Origin of the sequence: Bacillus sp. AFS002410, assembly GCF_002556365.1 — a bacterium.
Lineage (GTDB): Bacteria > Bacillota > Bacilli > Bacillales > Bacillaceae_G > Gottfriedia.
In genome coordinates, this window is record NZ_NUEU01000022.1 from 42,650 (window position 1) to 60,576 (window position 17,927).

14 protein-coding genes are annotated in these 17,927 nt (G+C 35.3%); 10 read left to right on the plus strand and 4 right to left on the minus strand.

The annotated features are described in order from the left end of the window. Positions 1 to 131: 131 nt before the first annotated feature. The gene (locus CN692_RS14400; protein ID WP_098119863.1) at positions 132 to 1,004 is read right to left on the minus strand and encodes an alpha/beta hydrolase; all 873 of its coding nucleotides are present in this window, start codon (positions 1,002 to 1,004) and stop codon (positions 132 to 134) included. Positions 1,005 to 1,036: 32 nt separating this feature from the next. Further along, complete coding sequence (locus CN692_RS14405) at positions 1,037 to 2,755, minus strand: PucR family transcriptional regulator (RefSeq protein ID WP_098119864.1); 1,719 nt, start codon at positions 2,753 to 2,755, stop codon at positions 1,037 to 1,039. Between the two features lie 339 nt (positions 2,756 to 3,094). On the opposite strand from CN692_RS14405, the gene CN692_RS14410 reads away from it, so the two are divergent. From CN692_RS14410 to CN692_RS14455, 10 genes are all read left to right on the plus strand, one after another. Continuing rightward, on the plus strand, positions 3,095 to 3,973 hold the full coding sequence (locus CN692_RS14410; RefSeq protein WP_098119923.1) for a DUF2877 domain-containing protein: 879 nt from the start codon (positions 3,095 to 3,097) through the stop codon (positions 3,971 to 3,973). Further along, positions 3,970 to 5,514, plus strand: a complete 1,545-nt coding sequence (gene fdrA / locus CN692_RS14415; protein WP_098119865.1) for an acyl-CoA synthetase FdrA — start codon at positions 3,970 to 3,972, stop codon at positions 5,512 to 5,514. The genes CN692_RS14410 and fdrA overlap by 4 nt, the downstream gene beginning before the upstream one ends. 2 nt (positions 5,515 to 5,516) lie before the next feature. Further along, positions 5,517 to 6,944, plus strand: a complete 1,428-nt coding sequence (locus CN692_RS14420; RefSeq protein WP_098119866.1) for a DUF1116 domain-containing protein — start codon at positions 5,517 to 5,519, stop codon at positions 6,942 to 6,944. Positions 6,945 to 7,247: 303 nt separating this feature from the next. After that, a complete protein-coding gene (locus CN692_RS14425; RefSeq protein ID WP_098119867.1) occupies positions 7,248 to 8,438 on the plus strand; it encodes an ankyrin repeat domain-containing protein in 1,191 nt (396 codons plus the stop codon). Beyond that, positions 8,438 to 9,391, plus strand: a complete 954-nt coding sequence (gene arcC / locus CN692_RS14430; RefSeq protein ID WP_098119868.1) for a carbamate kinase — start codon at positions 8,438 to 8,440, stop codon at positions 9,389 to 9,391. Before CN692_RS14425 ends, arcC begins: the two co-directional genes overlap by 1 nt. Positions 9,392 to 9,464: 73 nt before the next feature. After that, positions 9,465 to 10,913 (plus strand): cytosine permease, encoded by a 1,449-nt coding sequence (locus CN692_RS14435; protein WP_098119869.1) that lies wholly within the window; start codon positions 9,465 to 9,467, stop codon positions 10,911 to 10,913. A 70-nt stretch (positions 10,914 to 10,983) separates the two neighbouring features. Then, complete coding sequence (locus CN692_RS14440; protein WP_098119870.1) at positions 10,984 to 11,433, plus strand: nucleoside deaminase; 450 nt, start codon at positions 10,984 to 10,986, stop codon at positions 11,431 to 11,433. A 253-nt stretch (positions 11,434 to 11,686) separates the two neighbouring features. After that, positions 11,687 to 12,937 carry a M20 family metallo-hydrolase gene (locus CN692_RS14445; RefSeq protein ID WP_098119871.1) on the plus strand — a complete coding sequence of 417 codons (1,251 nt, stop codon included), beginning with the start codon at positions 11,687 to 11,689 and terminating at the stop codon, positions 12,935 to 12,937. Positions 12,938 to 12,999: 62 nt separating this feature from the next. Then, positions 13,000 to 14,217: an MFS transporter gene (locus CN692_RS14450; RefSeq protein ID WP_098119872.1), complete on the plus strand. Its 1,218-nt coding sequence runs from the start codon at positions 13,000 to 13,002 to the stop codon at positions 14,215 to 14,217. Between the two features lie 717 nt (positions 14,218 to 14,934). Beyond that, positions 14,935 to 15,357 (plus strand): hypothetical protein, encoded by a 423-nt coding sequence (locus CN692_RS14455; protein ID WP_098119873.1) that lies wholly within the window; start codon positions 14,935 to 14,937, stop codon positions 15,355 to 15,357. Positions 15,358 to 15,450: 93 nt separating this feature from the next. Here CN692_RS14455 and CN692_RS14460 read toward each other — a convergent pair whose 3' ends face one another. Both CN692_RS14460 and CN692_RS14465 read right to left on the minus strand, forming a co-directional pair. Beyond that, on the minus strand, positions 15,451 to 16,338 hold the full coding sequence (locus CN692_RS14460) for a fructose bisphosphate aldolase (RefSeq protein ID WP_098119874.1): 888 nt from the start codon (positions 16,336 to 16,338) through the stop codon (positions 15,451 to 15,453). Between the two features lie 463 nt (positions 16,339 to 16,801). Beyond that, on the minus strand, positions 16,802 to 17,527 hold the full coding sequence (locus CN692_RS14465) for a YwaF family protein (protein WP_373605038.1): 726 nt from the start codon (positions 17,525 to 17,527) through the stop codon (positions 16,802 to 16,804). Between the last annotated feature and the right edge of the window lie 400 nt (positions 17,528 to 17,927).

The window sequence follows — 17,927 nt, forward strand, 5'->3', positions numbered from 1 at the left end:
AGTCTATCACTTTTTTTTATTTTATAGTTACATATGAAATCGGGTAATTGTGTAGTGGAGCGGTGAACTAAAATAAAAGAGATCAGAAAAAGAGAAGGGAGTAGGGTTTCTACGACTTTCTCTTTTTGATCTTACTCTTGTACATGCTCTTGGAGAAATTCAATCATCTGTTTCAATGCATTTTGAACGATTGGGAGATGGAAATCCTTTTCGAATACATGTTCGCCGTTTGGAATTGTAATGAATTTTGTTTTCACATCTTTTTTTAAAAGGGCGGCTCTCATGAATACAGATTGTTCATATGGAACATCTGTGTCTTTCGTTCCGTGTAAAAATAAAGTGGGCGGATAATCTTTTGTAATGTGATGAATCGGACACAATGTAAGAAGCTGATCTTTATTTTTTATTGGATCAAGAGCAGTTAATTTTTGAACCCATACTCCATGCTGTCTGGCGTGTAAATATATTAAAAAACGCTGTTCAATGGTTCCCTCTGTAATAACTTGATTAGACTGAAGCATTTCAGCAATTTCATTTGGAACCATATCCTTTTGCAAATAATAAGGGCTTGGATTTGTAGCCCAACTCGCACTAATATCGCCATAGCCGTAGAAGGAGACGATTGCACGTGGCTTATGTTTAAATGTTCCAGAACATAGAGCAAGAAAACCGCCAGCAGAACCTCCTACTATCACAATTTTATTTGGATCTATCGAAAAATATTTGGGTCCTTCAGCTTCAATCCAACGAAGTGCATCTTGAACATCTTCAAGGATGTCTGGTAGTTTAGACTCGGGAGCCAGCCTATAATCGATCGAAAACAACGAAAATCCGTTGCTAGTGTAAAACTCAATCATATCTTTCGTAATATCTTCTCTTGTTCCCCAAATGAGACCACCTCCATGGATATAAATAATCACAGGAGCATGTTCACGATTTGTTTCATAAAAGTCTGCTTGAAGAGAAAAGCGATCATTTTTTTTGTAAATAACTGTTTGTTTCATTCGTTCACGTCCAATAGTAGAGATAAAATTAGTTAAATTTCATTGTTGATGTGTGGAAGATTTTTTTGTAAAAGTCGGAAAATCTTTAATGCTATCTGGATTTGTAGTAAATCCTCTGCATTCTTTAAATCTGTATTTAATATTTCTTTGATTTTTTCAATTCGATAGATGAGAGTGTTTCTGTGTAAAAACATTGCTTTTGCTGTTTCACTTAAATTTTGGTTGTGATTGAAATAGTTCTCTAGTGTTTGTATATAGCCTGTTTGGTGAAGTTGATCATGTTCATATACTTTTCCGAGAGATTTCATGAAAAAGTTTTCTAACTGCATATCTTTAATATTTGAATCTAGAAGATGATAGACCGCATAATCTTCAAAATGAGATATCCCTTCTTTTTTATCAAATTTCTGCATTAGTCTAATGGCTTCATGGGCTTCAGAAAAACTTTTATGAATTGAACTAATCGTTTTAAACTGGCGGCCTATTCCGATAAAAAAAGTCGTTTTATTAATGTTTTTAGTAAGAACTTCGAGAATTGTATTAGCATTTAGTTTTGCTTCATTTAAGGATATAGAAGCTTTGTTATCACTTTGTCCGATCAAAATAATGAGTCGGTTGTTTCTATGCAAGCATGTAATTTCTCCATCTATTTGATTCGCACACTCATAAACTATGTCTACACATTTTCTTGCTTTATTTTCTAGTTTATATCTCCAATCAACCATGTCTTCAATGTTTGTAAGTTCATCTGATTCGATATTAATAACCATACAGTAGTACATATAATTTGGATTCAGGCCATGTAAGTCACAAAGCGTTTTAATCGATTCTTTAGATGTTATTTTTCCATTTAATAAATCATCAAAGAAATCATTTCTAATTTTTTGTTTCACACTTTCTATTTCCCTCTGCTTTATCATCTCAAGCGCTATGATCGTAGAGGCCTGTTCTAGTGCAATATAATCAAATTCCGATAATTCATTTACGGTTTGCCAAACAACGATATATCCAAAAATATCGTTTGCAACCCCAATGGGCAGGATTCTACACTTAACTTCTAAATCTTCCAAATAATAGATCCGTTTTATTAGCTTTTTCATTTGGGTAATGCTGTGCGGAATCGAATCGATAAATTCTTTATGGAACACTTGTCTACCTTTTACGAGATTAAGACAATAGGCTAAATAGGTTGGATTATCTTTATGTTCTGAGAAGTGAATCAAATCCCAATGATCGTCTACAATCAGAATTGGATTATTAACGGTTTCAGATACCGTAGAAGATATTCGTTCAATTCCTCCTCCTTCTAATGCAATTCTAAAGAGCGTATTATGCATGTCCAACGTTTTTCTATTCAGCAAATCATATCTTCCAGAAGCCTTTTCATTAATAATCGATATGACATTTGATAACGTGTATTCGAATGGTAGTTCTAAAAGAGGTAAACCATATTTATTTGCTTGATCAATCATATTTTGAGGAATTTGATCAAAGTATCGTTTCATTTTAATAATGAGACCGGAACAATTTATTTCTGAAAGCTCTTTAATAATTTTATTTTGTAAATCTACCTGACCTTTAAATATATAACCAGTTGATAGAAGTAATTCATTTGACGACAACCAGTCAAACGCATCGGGGTTTTCCATGATATTAACAAGAGAAATAACGTTATTAATCCCCTTTTCTCCTCCAACAAGTTTAATTCCATCAATCGCTTTTATTTCTAATAAATCCTTAATTGTTAACAAATTTTCTCAACTCCTTTGACATAATTTAATCACATATATTTGTGCAATATGCCTAAATGACATCCTTAATTTTTGGTTTTTGTAAACGATGACGATAGAAGGTATTCATTCTAAAATAATTACGTAAGGTTAGCTAATCGTCAATTATTTTGTAGGAAATCTTCGTTTTTACTACAAAGAAAAGTAGGTTTTAGACTGAAAAATATTTTTATAATAGCTTATTTTGTAACAATCTAACAAATTTTATCATAGGCAAGCTGCATATGAGTTTTCAGGAAATTAAGAGTGGGTGTACTGGGTAGAAAATTGCATTTCTTCCAGATTGATGAGGTGACTCGAATGATATTTGCAAAATCTGGTGATGTTGATTTTATCCAAAAAATAAAAAATTCGAATTTGAGTGGTTTTGTTCACAGTATATTTCATAGGACATTCAATTTTCAATGTTTAGAAGATGGTGAACTGTACACAGTCGCCTGCAATGAAATTGATAACGCGCCGAATACACTTGTGATCGATGTCGATTGTTTTGACAGGATGGATCTAAAAATAAAAGACACGATTTATGTAGAAAATCAAATTCTACACATAGCGAATAAATTATCCATTCATATTGTGAATGTTGAACAATGGGAAAGCAAACTTCCTTTATTACCTAATAATATCGAACGTTTGAAAGATCATCTCGCATTCATGAAGAACTACATCGACCTTCATGGAAAAAGCGGTGGAATAAAGAAAGCCCCTATATTTCATACCTCTTTTGAAAAGGAAATGTCGAAACTACTTCAAGAAAGAACGGGTTTGCTATTGAATGATTTAGCAAACAACCGGATGACTAGTGCCTTACAGCATGCAGAATCACTAATAGGTCTTGGTTCTGGATTAACTCCATCTGGTGATGATTTTCTAGTTGGAATATTAACTATTTTAAACACGAATTCAGGATTTACCAATAAATCGTTTTGTGAAGAAGTGGTTAAGAAAGCGAAAAGCTTAACAAATGAAATAAGCTATATGGCGATAAAAAAGGCATCAATTGGCAAAGTGAGAGAGTCACTTATTCAATTAATTCATTCCTTAATAAATGGGACAGAAGAGGACTTGATTCTCTCCTTAAACAAAGTATTAAACATCGGGTCTTCATCCGGAACAGATATAGCCTTAGGACTTGTCTGTGGGTTGGAGGCGAAAATTAAAGCTGGAGGTAGATTATGACTGTACAAGTTGTGGTAAAGCCAAATACATTTTTTGATTCAGTTTCTTTAATGTCTTTATCAACGAAAGCGAACCAAATTGAAGGCATAGAACAAGCGATCATTGCAATGGGTACTGAAATGAATAAAGGAGTAATTAAAAATGTAGGTTTGAACACTCCTGAGATTGAAGAAGCAAAAAACAGTGATTTGATTATTGCTGTTAAAGCAGAAACTGATGAACTTATTGAAAACGCTTTCTTAGAAATTGATGAATTATTAACTAAAAAGAATACTTCCAAAGGGAAAAGCGAGATTATTTATTCAACGATTTCTTCAGCTGCTACGAGTATACCTGAAGCAAATCTAGCAGTTATTTCGGTTAATGGTGCCTTTGCTGCAAGAGAAGCAAGAAAAGCACTTGAAAATGATCTTCATGTCATGCTATTTAGCGATAATGTAAGCGTTGAAGAAGAAGTCGAATTGAAAAAGCTTGCTCATGAAAAAGGATTATTAATGATGGGTCCAGATTGTGGAACAGCGATTATTAGTAACGTGGGGTTAGCATTTGCTAATGGAGTAAGAAAAGGAAACATCGGTATCGTCGGTGCATCTGGAACTGGTAGTCAAGAGGTTAGTGTTCGTATCCATGATTTCGGTGGTGGAATAACTCAGTTAATCGGAACTGGTGGCCGTGATTTAAGTGAAGAAGTTGGCGGAATTATGATGTTAGATGCGATTAAAGCGTTAGATGATGATGAGGCTACTAAGGTAATTGTTCTTGTTTCTAAGCCACCTGCACCAAGTGTAGAAGAGAAAGTGTTAGCGCAAATTAAACAATGCAAAAAACCAGTTGTCGTTTGGTTCATTGGTGGAGATGAAGAGAAGGTAGTTCAGGCTGGAGGACATTTTGCAAAAATGTCAAAAGAAGCTGCGCTTAAGGCAGTTTTATTAGCAGGAGCTGATGAAAGCAAAATTAACAAACGTGCTTTAAATATTCCTCTAATCGAAGAGGTTCGTGCCAAATTAACACCGGAACAAAAATATATTCGTGGACTATTTTGTGGCGGTACATTATGTGACGAAGCGATGTATGCAGCACTTGATAAGTTTGACAATGTTTATAGTAACATCCAGAAAAATCCTGATTACCTTTTAAAAGACATTAATGTTAGTCAAGAGCATACTTTCATTGACTTAGGTGATGATGACTTTACACAAGGAAAACCTCACCCAATGATTGATCCATCTACTCGAATCGCTAGATTTTTACAAGAAGCGAAGGATCCATCAGTTGGTGTGATCGTTATGGACTTTGTTTTAGGCTATGGTTCACACGAAGATCCAGTTGGCGTAATGCTTCCAGCTATTATCGAAGCGAAGGAATTGGCTGAAAAAGAAGGACGTCACTTAGAGATTATTGGATACGTTCTTGGAACAGATTTAGACCCTCAAAACTTTGATGATCAAGTGAACAAATTATTAGCTGTAGGTGTTACACATGCTAGCAGTAGTACGAACGCAGGACTATTAGCTAGAGAATTCGTAGTGAAAGGAGAATAGTCATGAATAAAATTAACGAACTTTTTAATAGTAAAATTTCTGCTATTAACGTGGGGATTGAATTTTTTAAAGATGATATTTTAAAACAAAATGCAAGTGCAACTCATTTAGAATGGACACCACCAGGTGGAGGAAATCCTGAATTAATTGCAGCTCTAGATAAGTTAGAAGATCCAAGCGTAATGGAAAAAATTGAAGCAGCAAATAAATTAGCTGTAGAACGAATTATTAATTCTCAACCAGTACTAATTGGCTTCGACCAAGCAATCAATTGCGTGCCAGGTATGACTAAGCATACGATTCTTCACTCAGGCCCACCGATTACTTGGGAAAAAATGAGCGGCCCAATGAAAGGTGCAGTTACAGGAGCAATTGTGTATGAAGGCTTAGCAAATAGTTTAGAGGAAGCTTACGAGGTTGCGGCTTCTGGATCGATTACTTTCTCACCATGTCATGAACACAATTGTGTAGGCTCTATGGCTGGGGTAACATCAGCTTCTATGTTCATGCACATTGTTGAGAATAAAACTTACGGTAATATTGCTTATACAAACTTAAGTGAACAGATGGCAAAAATTCTTAGAATGGGTGCAAATGATCAAAGTGTTGTAGATCGTTTAATCTGGATGCGCGATGTATTTGGTCCTATTTTAAGAGATGCGATGAAATTAAATAAGAATGGAATTGATTTACGTTTAATGCTTGCACAAGCTCTTCACATGGGTGATGAGTGTCACAATCGAAACAATGCAGGTACAGCGCTGTTAATTCAAGCATTAACTCCATATATTTTGGAAACAGATTTTACAACTGAACAAAAGCGCGAAGTATTTGATTTCGTAGCTAGCAGTGATTATTTTTCTGGTCCAACATGGATGGCACTTTGTAAATGTGCTCTTGATGCTGCTCATGGTATTGAAAATAGCACGATTGTCACAACGATGGCACGTAATGGTGTAGAATTCGGTATTCGTGTAAGTGGTATGGCAGGAAACACTTGGTTTACTGGACCAGCACAAAAGGTTGTAGGACCAATGTTTGCTGGATACAAACCAGAAGATTCAGGATTGGATATTGGAGATAGTGCGATTACTGAAACATACGGTATCGGTGGATTTGCAATGGCAACAGCTCCAGCGATTGTTGCACTTGTAGGTGGAACGGTTGATGAGGCAATTGGCTTTTCGACAAAAATGAAAGAAATCACAACTGATGAAAATCCGAATGTCACGATTCCTTTATTAGATTTCATGGGTATTTCAACTGGTATTGATGTAAGAAAAGTAATTCAAACAGGTATCATGCCAGTTATCAATACAGCTATTGCCCATAAAGAAGCGGGTATTGGCATGATTGGTGCGGGTATCACTTATCCACCAGTTGAAGCGTTTGAAAAGGCTTTATTAACTTTAAGTGAAAACATCTTATAGTTACACTAGATTCGGATAATTCAGGAGTAAGGGCTTTGAATTATTCGAATCTAGTACTCTAAACCACTTTTAAACTGTTGACATCTCATGGGATTCCCCCCCATATAGATTGTCACACTTAATCATCCTAAAAATTTTAAATTATTGCTTGGGGTCTGAATCGAAAGTAAGTGTCAGACCCCACAATTCATTCTTAGATACACATGGATTTAACTACGCTTTTTTGAGGAAGGAAACCCAGGATTATTTAAATAAAGTGGCCATCCATTTCGTATAAGAAAACAACTGAAGGAGAGAAATGCTATGGAAAATCAATCCTTAAATTCAGAATTAATTCTCGCAAGTGAAAGAGGAGATTTACCGACAGTAGAACTGCTTTTATCAAAAGGAGCAAGTGTTGAATATAAAGATGCTGATGGTCGTACAGCTTTAATGGCGGCTACTCAAAAAAATCAAATTGCAATTGTAAAAAGTTTATTGGAAGCTGGCAGTGATGTTAACTCAAGGGACATTACCCAATTAACTCCGTTTATCTGTTCGGGAGCAAATGGATTTCATGAAATATTAAGCATGATGTTAAAGTATGGGGCTGATATAAATAGCGTGAATCGATTTGGTGGAACAGCTTTATTACCATCTAGTGAAAAAGGCTATTTAAAGACTGTACAAATTTGTTTAGAGGCAGGAGTTCCTGTTAACCATGCCAATAAGTTAGGCTGGTCGGCTTTACTTGAGGCAGTTATTTTGGGAAATGGAGGCCGGTTATACTCTGATGTAATTGAACTACTTGTTGATGCGGGTGCGGATGAAAACTTGGCAGACCGTGATGGAAAATCCTCTTTGCAACATGCAATTGAACTGAATCACCATAAGGTTGTAAAAATACTTAATAAAGAGTATGTGGAACAAAATGAGTCGATTAAAAAAGCAAAAGTACTTGCTAATGAAAATCGATACGAGGAAGCCATTTCAGAGATAAATAGCGCTCTTGAATTAGACAGTAAAAACTTAGATTTAATCTACTACAAAGGGCATTTTTTACAAGAATTAAAAAGATATGAAGAAGCTCTTGAGCAATACAATCATGCTCTAGCTGTTGATCCTACAGATCTTGATTTTTATTTTTACACTGCCAATTGCTTAAGATTAATGAATAGACCAGATGAAGCACTAGGTGAATATGATAAAGCTGTCTTACTTGATCCTAACGAAACTTTCTATCTATACCATAAATCAAATTATTTAAGAGAACTTGGAAGACATAAGGAAGCTGTACATGCCATGGGAAATCTTCTAGCTCTTCAGCCAAAAAGATATGATTTTTCGTTTCATAAAGCGAATAGTCTTAGATCGCTAGAAAGACATGAAGAAGCTGTAGAAGCAATTGAAAATGCTATTGAAAATGATCCAACTAATTCGTTATATCAGATGCATAAAGAGCAATCTCTAAATTTGTTAAGTATTAACGAGTTTAGACAACTAGGAGGTAAATAATGGGGAAATTAGTGATCGTTGCGATCGGAGGCAATGCTCTAGTTAGAGAAAACGGCCGCAACACAACTCAAGACCAATATGAAGCCGTACAAGAAACGGTTGTAAATATCGTAGACATGGTTCAAGAAGGATATGAAATTGTCGTAACTCATGGTAATGGTCCACAAGTTGGATTTGCATTACAAAGATCTGAGATTGCTAATGAAGTAGCAGGTATGCCGACAGTCCCTCTTGTTAACAACGTGGCAGATACACAAGGTGGTATTGGTTATCAAATACAACAAGCTTTAACAAACGAGTTTGCAAGAAGAGGGATAAACAAGAAAGTAGCGACTGTTATAACACAAGTTGAAGTTAGCGCAGATGATCCTAATTTCAAAAACCCTACGAAACCTGTTGGCTCATTCTTTTCACTAGAACAGTCTGAAGAAATGAAAAAAGATCACCCAAGTTGGGTTTTTGTTGAAGACTCTGGCCGTGGGTATCGACGAGTTGTTCCATCTCCAAGACCTACTGATATTGTTGAAAAAGAGGTAATCAATTCTTTAATTGAGGATGGTTACGTAGTAATTGCTGTAGGTGGCGGTGGAATTCCTGTCGTGAAAAAGGATGATAAAACGTATGAAGGAATTGACGCAGTGATCGATAAAGATTTTGCTACAAGTCTTTTAGCAGAACAAATTCAAGCGGAGACATTAATTGTCACAACTGGTGTTCCAAGGGTATGTATCAATTTTGGTAAACCAAATCAAAAAGCACTTGAAAAAATTACTGTAGAAGAGACAAAACAGTATGTCTTAGAAAATCATTTTCCTCCAGGAAGTATGCTACCAAAAATTGAGGCTAGTTTAAGTTTCTTACAAAATAACGGAAAACGAGTAATTATAACGAATCCTGAAAGCTTGAAGGAAGCAATCAACGAGCAAGCAGGTACTCATATTGTAAATGCATAATATAAAGGCGGCCCTGTATTAAATTACAAACTAGTAAGAAAATCAATTTTTAAATGAGTAAGGGGTGTTAATGATGGAAGAAGCTAAATTAGCAGCCAGTGACCATGAGATCTATCAATCTTATGGGTACTCGGAAGAACTGTTACCTAAAACGCCTAATCAAAGAGATTGGGGTATGTCCAACTATGTTACCGTTTGGATGGGTGCGGTTCATAATATCATGTCTTATATGACAGTAGCAGGTTTTTTTGTCCTCGGTTTAAACACGAAGCAAGTTATTTTAGCTGTTATGCTTTCAGCTAGTATTGTCGCAGTGTTTTATTGCCTTAATGGTTATGCCGCTTCTAAATATGGCTTGCCATTTGCGATGTTACTCCGTGATACGTTTGGAGTAAAAGGAGCTATTATCCCAGCGTTATGTCGTGGTCTAATTGCTGGCTTAGTATTCTTTGGTACCACAACCGTGGTCGGAGCGGAATCTTTAAATGTCATTTTTGCAAGATTTTTTCCAAATTTTATGACGCTAGGTGGTGACTTTAATCTACTCGGATTAACAGTCCCAACGATGATTTCATACGCAATACTTTGGACAGTAACTGTTTTACTTTTCTTAGGTGGAATGAATGTTCTTAACAAATTTGGTAGCTGGTCTTCACCGATTGTTTACATCTTTATCATTGGTGCAGCTGTTTGGGCGATTAATATGGCTGGAGGTTTTGGGCCAATTTTTGATTATGTTCCAAAGAACCCAACAAGTAGCCCACTAGTGTTTATTGCCTGTGTGAGTGCTTTAGTATCTAACTGGGCAGGTCCAATCGTAAATATTTCCGATTTTACGAATCGAGCTAAACGTCCAAAGGATGCCATAATTGGATTACCTTTAGGGTTTATCTTATCTTATATCCTTTTTGCCATTACTTGTGTTGCATTAATTGCAGGTACTGAAATAGCTTTCGGTGAACCAATCTTTAATATTGTTCATGCGATTGATAAAATCGAAAATACATTCTCAGTTCTTGTTTTAATACTTGCATTAAACGTTGGTGCTACAGCGTTTTGTGTGTTTGCTAACTTATTACCATCAGGATTACAAATGACTGCTCTTTTCCCAAAAGTGTTTACAGTAAAATCAGCGGGGATTTTAACAGCAATTATTGGAACATTAATTCTACCATGGAAGCTTGTAGAAAGCCCAACGACATTATTTTATTTCTATAGCTTTATTGGTTCAATTTTCGGACCAATCGCAGGTATTATGCTTTCAAGCTTTTATATTCACCGCAAAAGACAGATAAATCTAGATCATATTTATGTTCCAGAGGGCAGTAATGGAGAATATAAGAGCGGATATAATCCAATTGCTATGATTGTTTTGGTCATCAGCTTTATTTTTCCGATGTCAGGTGCTTTCCTTAAAAGTGTGCCGTTTTTAGTGAAAATGAATGAATTTGCCTTCTTTAGTGGATTAATCGTTTCGCTTATTTTATACACCATTTTCGGAAGAATAAGCAAAGCGAAGTAGTAAGATTCATAGGACGACTGGGTAACATATAGACACCTATATAGTCATTATATAATAGGAGGATTTAATAATGGATTACATGAAAATGGCAGCAGAAGAAACGATCAAAGGAATGAATAATAAAGTTGGGGGACCATTTGGTGCTACAATCGTTAGAGGCGATGAAATTATCGCAGTTGTAGGCAACACGATGATGAGAGATACTGACCCATCTGCACACGCAGAAATGGTTGCAATCAGAGAAGCTTGCAAGAAGTTAGAAACAATGGATTTATCTGATTGTGAAATTTATGCAACTTGTGAGCCATGTCCAATGTGTGTAGCTGCAATTATTTGGGCTGGGATTAAGAAAGTTTACTATTGCAATACTTCAGAAGACGCTGATGTTCACGGGTTCTCTGATCTACATCTTCGAAAATATTTAACAGGAGAAGATAAAAGCGTTCTTAATCTGATTAAAGTGGACAAAAGGGAAGACTGCGATAACTTATTTGAGCATTTTCACAAACTAAATAAATAATCTTTTTCTACACCATATATTTAAGTGAAGCCAATATCATCAGAGCTTTACTACTAGATCGTTTACGAAAATAACACTGTCCGGCTCTCTTGTCATTGGAGTCGGATTTTACCATTTTATAAATAAACTTTTCATGAGGAACATGATGTAAAGTGTTTTCTCTTACCTTCAATAAAATGAAATCTCTATTAGTGGAGGGTTACTTCCCGTTAAGTGTAGGGAAAAAGATAAATAACAGGACAGGAGATATCTCATGGATCGTAAAGAAAGATACTTAACACTTTTTAATAAAATTAGTCAATATAACACTGGGGAAAAAGGAATTACAAGACTAGCGTATTCGAATATGGAACAAACTTGTACACATGCTTTTATCCGTATGTGTAAAGCAGAAAAATTAGATATCCAAATGGATCAGTGTGGAAATGTGATAGCAAGAAGAGAAGGCAGAGTAAAAGGGCTCCCTCCTGTTGTAATGGGATCTCATTTGGATTCAGTGTACGAGGGTGGGAAATATGATGGAGTAGTTGGCGTAATTGCGGCACTCGAAGTTATTGCGCGTTTAAATGAAAAGAATATTGTGACTGACCACCCAATCGAAATTATCTCGTTTGCCTGTGAAGAATCTTCTCGCTTTGGGGTATCAACTGTTGGGAGTAAAGCGATGGCGGGGATCATTGAAAAAGAGAAGTACCGTCATTTAGAAGATCGTAATGGCATTACGATGGAGAAAGCATTTGCTCACTGTGCACTTGATTTCAATAGTATTGATGAAGCTAGTAGAGCAGATGAAGAATTTAAAGCGTTTTTTGAGCTTCATGTTGAGCAAGGTCCAATATTGAAAAATAATCATAAAAAAATTGGAATTGTTACTGGAATTGCAGCACCTATTAGACTTCTAGTTAACATAAACGGAAAAGCGTCTCATTCTGGAACCACTCCAATGAATATGAGAAAAGATGCACTTCTTGGAGCTTCTGAGATCGCTTTAGAGCTTGAAAAAGTTGCAATACATGAACAAGAACATGGCACTGTTGCGACAGTTGGTGTATTGGATATCCATTCTAGTGCGATGAACGTAGTTCCAGGAGAAGTGCTGATGAAAATCGACATTCGATCATCTTCAGTACAATCAAGAAAGTTTGTTTTGGATTATTTATTAAAAACGATCGAAAAGGTTGAAAAAAATAGAAAGCTAGAAATAGAAAGTAAAATCATCAGTACAGAAGAACCTGTATTGCTTTCACCTAAACTGATTGATGGGTTACAAGCTATTTGCGTTGAAAAAGAACTTCCTTTTGAAGTGATGCAAAGCGGTGCAGGACATGATGCAATGAATATGACAAAGCTTGCTCCTGTAGGTCTCATTTTTGTTCCATCTGAGGATGGTCTTAGCCATCATCCAGATGAATTCACGGATATTGATGATATTTTAATTGGAGTAGATGTTTTAGAAGAAGCTGTTCTACACTATTCAAAAGCAGATAGTTTTGTATCAAATTAATTAAGGTATTCCAAATGAAAAATATATTTTTTGAGCAATACGAGTAAAAGAGGGAAAAATCCATGTTACGAAAAACTGCGTTACCGTTTTTACTGATTTATACGTTTCTTGCAATGCTTGGAATTGGACTTGTTATTCCAATTCTTCCAGAGCTTTTAATAGATTTTGGAGCAGGTGGAAAAGCAGCGGGATATTTAGTATCCGCATTCGGCTTAACACAATTTTTGTTCTCGCCAATAGCTGGTAATATCTCAGACAAATACGGACGGAAGCCGATGATTGTTGTTGGACTGTGCCTATTCGTTTTATCTAACCTATTGGCTGCTACTGCAGATCATTTTTCGCTTTTTCTTGTCTCACGATTAGTTGGTGGGATGGGGGCAGCAGCCTTGATTCCTTCTATTATGGCTTATGTTGTTGATATTACAACAGAAGAACAAAGGCCAAGAGCAATGTCATTTCTAGGCGCATCAATGTCATCTGGTTTTATTGTTGGACCAGGTATAGGAGGACTACTTGCTGAGTTTGGAACGAGAACTCCTTTCTTTGCGTCTGCAAGTATTGGATTTTTGGCAGTACTTAGTTGCATACCATTACTAAAGGAAGCCAAAACTGCAGAGGAACGTCTAGTGCTTCTGAAATCAAAACCAAAGAAGGATAATATTTTTCGCCAACTTGCACAATCGGTTAAATCTCGCTATTTTATCTTATTGTTATTGATATTCGCACTTAGTTTCGGACTTACTCACTTTGAAGCAATATACCCACTGTTCGTTACTCAGAGCTATGGATTTACGACTAGAGAAATATCCATCCTGTTTATGGTCTGTTCATTTATCGGTACATTCAACCAATTGGTACTGACGAACAGGCTTACACAAAGATTTGGGGAAAAGCCAATTATTAGCAGTATGCTCTTGTTGTCTGGCATTTCACTTGTGTTCTTGCTATTTTCAGGAAATTTCTTTTATGTAATGGTCATTACAATGTTGTACTTTACATTTAATAACATACTACGTCCAACGATAAATACATTACTTTCGAGGGAAGCAGGTAATGAACAAGGTTTTGTAGCAGGACTGAACAATGCATATATGAGTCTCGGGCAAATTTTTGGACCAGTACTTGCGGGCTTTTTATTCGATATTCATATCAATCTACCTTATCTATTCGGAGCATTTGTATTACTTGTTAGTAGCTTCGTGTCTGTTAGATGGATTGGGAATAAGAGAGGAATAATCGCTAAAGAAAATAGGGGAGTAGAGGATCGGGCATTATAATATCTTATTAGGTTATATAACTTTGTTTTTATATCGATGTATTCCTAGCAAGGATGAATGCATTATGAGGTAGCTGAAAATGAACTTCCACCACCAGAAGGATTGAACACTATATAAATAATTTTAGCTATCTAAAAAAACTATGAACAATTTTAAATGGGATAAATCGACTATTTAGTCGATTTTTTTCATGTTGTTGAAATAAAACCTAGTCAATATTGAAAAATAAATCATTCATACTCATGAAAGATTTACGTGATCATAAAATACCGAGAATATGAAAATTGCTTACACGAGTATGGTTCATGAGTTAAAAAATGAGAGGGAATACGAAATTAATTAACTCATAAAGGGTTCATGAGTTAAAAAAAGAGAAGAAATACGGAAATTATTAACTCATAAAGGGTTCATGAGTTAAAAAAAAAGAGGAAATACGGAAATTATTAACTCATAAAGGGTTCATGAGTTAAAAAAAAAGAGGAAATACGAAATATCTTAACTCATAAAGGGTTCATGAGTTAAAAAAAGAGAGGAAATACGAAATAAATTAACTCATAAGGGATTCATGAGTTAAAAAAAGAGAGGAAAGAAGCAAATTATTAACTCATAAGAGGTTCATGAGACTATTTAGTCGATTTTTTTATGACTAAATAGTATTTAACTGCATAAAAGCCCATAACTCAGTTGAATATTAAACATTAAAACAGGAGATTTCGAATGAAAAAAGCATTTATTATTTTTTGTTTACTGTTCTTATTTAATTCAACTGTTCTAGTACATGGAGAAATAGAAAATCATATTTTTCAAAGCAAGACAGTTAGTTTTAAAGGTGTGGACAATAATTGGGAAGTTTCACACAAAATGACCTTGGTAGGTACTGATATCCTATTTGAAACAACAATAAAATATAAAGGGACGTATGATAAAGATTTAGCTAAGTCACCCTCGCGCTATTTGATTAAGTATAGTCATGGGATAATTGGAAGTGAGGCTTTTTTGTTAAATAAATCTAATGAATTCCATAGTAAAAAAAGAGAGTGCGGTGGATGTGAGTTTCTTGATAAGGAAAATGAAGTATTTTATGAAATTTACTGGAAAGATAAAATAAGTACCGTTATTTTAAAAAGAGTGGATCAATAAAATAATTACACTTTGTTATCAGAATAAATGAATAGAAAAAGCCCCGTACCTTGTTTTTTATTAGTACGGGGGCGAGCTATTATTCCAACATTATTATTTAATAGAAGCTTCGTATATGCTATTTATAGATTTAGAAAGCATCGAATTGAATTCTTCGTCAGTTTGCCCAGCAGTTAGACCTTGCGATAAGGCGCGTGAGAAGCTGGCAATCAATCCGTGATTCAGAGCTAGTTTTTCATTAGCTTCTGCTTGCGTGTACCCACCAGATAAAGCCACAACTCTTACTACATGAGGAGCATCTATTAGATCAGTGTAGAAATTGTTTTCCGTAGGGATGGAAAGTTTTAACATGACCTTAGCATCTTTATCAAGGGTAGATAATTGAGCAAGGATTTCATTCTTAAGTAGTTTTTCAGAGGCTTCCTTATCCACACTGGTAATATCAACTTCCGGTTCGATAATCGGTACTAGTCCCATATCTACTATCTGGTTAGCGATATCAAACTGTTGCTTAACAACTTTTTTAATTCCGGCAGCGTTTGCTTCCTTAATAAGTGAACGCATTTTAGTCCCAAAAATGTTACGATTATTCGCCCGATTAAGCAAGTCGGTTAAGCCAGGAATGGGTTTCATGAGCTGAACTCCATCTTCAAGATTATCAAGCCCACTATCTATTTTTAGAAAAGGTACGATGCCTTTTTTCTCCCAGAGATAATCAGCTGTATATTGCCCATCAATATAACGATCCATCGTATTTTCAAATAAGATTGCACCTAAGATAAACTCCGAATCAAACGCTGGACTTGTTATAATACGCGTTCTCATCTCGTGCACCAATTCATACATCTCTTTTTCATTGGAATAGCTATCTTCTTTAATGCCATATTGTAGAAGGGCTTTAGGCGTACTTCCGCCACTTTGGTCTAAAGCTGCTATAAAACCCTTTCCAGTACTGATTCGTTCTAATTGCTTGTTATTCATGGATCTTACTCCTTTCTTTTTTAGAATCTCCATGTAGCAAGATAATATAAGTATTTGCAGCGGTACTTAGAACCGAAAATAGTAAATGAAAATAAATAAAATAGTTTATTACTCGTACTAGCTTTGAGTTCGCGATAATTAATATGTTGCGCAGGTCTGGTTTGGGGATAGTTCCTATAGAACTGAGAATACATTTTTAATTTAAGTAATTGGAAAGGGGTTACCACTGAAATAAGACTAGTGTTCCCTTGAGGAATTTAGTTAAATGTTCGCAGGTATTTTGTCACCTTCCTTCATTAAAAGTGAAATATTACAAAAGACAATATAGGTAATGGGTTCTAATATTTAGAGTTGAAAATTTAATTACTCTGTCCTGTTTTAATAGTTAAACATACTTGGAATTGATGGATGATTATCGGCTCCTATTTACTATATTTCCATAAATCTTCTAAATGTACTTCGATTACTTTCTTTCGATTTTCTTTTTCAGCCAAAATGGGCTGTATAGAATGTAAAAGCTTACAATCATAACTAATTCCAACGAGAGAATATACCAGGGCCATGGACCAAGATAATCTAATAGGGATGCGCTTGCGGGCTTTTTCATAATGTAAAGAAAGTTTGTTTTCAGTGACTTATTAATGAAAAATACGCAGGCTGCATAAAGGTTAACGATAAGAGCCGTTACCCACAGGGAAGATATGGTCGGGCGGTATTTACAGACCGCAACCATAAATAAACAAGCGAGTACAACTCCTCCGTGCGAAACAAAAAATTCAAAATATCGAATATGCGGAAATGAAAACCTGTCTAGATCGGGTGTTACGATTGCTTGAATCGAACTACCTAATCCAGCAAAATACATGAATTGAAACAATCTGTAGCTATTTGTCAGTAGCATAACAATTGCCAAAATGACTGCAATATCACTAAGTTGAAGTGGCAAAGCTGTTTTTAATGACCAAGCATTCTCATATAAAAGCCATAGTTGATAAAAAACTTCAGAAGCAAACAAGAGTAACGCTAAAGAATAACGGATAAATCGTTCGTTTACTTGCTCTTGAAGCTTCTTTCTAAAGATAAAAAGAAGAATACAAAGAGCCAAAATAATACCAATTGTTAATAGGTGTTCCACTGAAAAAAGGTGAAACTTATCCATTTTTGAATGGAACTGAAAATATTTGTGCAACACGATACCCCATTACTTAGTTTAATTTTATGCGCGAGTACCCTAGTTTGGGGCAAATTCTGCCTGTTCTATACAGGTGTTACGATTTAGGTGTTATTGTGGGTGTCTTAAAAATAGAACCCTCAGAGGGTATAACCGTTTATCAATAAAAATCAATGCTATATCAACAAATTTTTGTGCTTTATCAACAAAAATCATAACTATATCAATAAAGTTCACAACTTTATCAACAAAAGCCATAATTTGTTCGTATTTCTACGTAGAAGATGAGCGCGACACCAACATACAAAATTTCTTTGAATCAAAAATTGCTTGCCAATCAACAATAAAACTAAAGCGAAACTACTGAGTATCGATCTAGATTAGAAAAACAGTCTAATCTTAATTATTATAATTTATT